Below are 245 nucleotides of genomic sequence, written 5' to 3' on the forward strand. Positions count from 1 at the left end.
CTCGGGCGCCGGTTGCCGCTCGCCGTCATCGACCACATCCAATTCGTGCTCGAACGGATGCAGAAAGGCATCCGGATCCCGACGACGTCCATGCCCGAATTGCGCGTCCTTCACCCGCAGGAGTTCGACGCCGCCACGGCCATGGCCCGCTCGGTCAGCGCGAGCCTGGACACCGCCCTCCCCGACGAGGAAGCGGTGTTCCTCACCATGCACCTCCTCAACGCGACGAGGGACGAACCCAATGG

The 245-nt window shown here is 66.5% G+C and carries 1 protein-coding gene; it reads left to right on the forward strand.

Annotated elements, in window-relative coordinates; translation table 11 throughout:
- The coding region (locus QN347_RS20640) for a PRD domain-containing protein (RefSeq protein WP_323494524.1) at positions 1-245 on the forward strand (245 nt) is incomplete at both ends.

Source organism: Sphingomonas sp. 10B4 (genome assembly GCF_035019905.1).
GTDB lineage: Bacteria > Pseudomonadota > Alphaproteobacteria > Sphingomonadales > Sphingomonadaceae > Sphingomonas > Sphingomonas glacialis.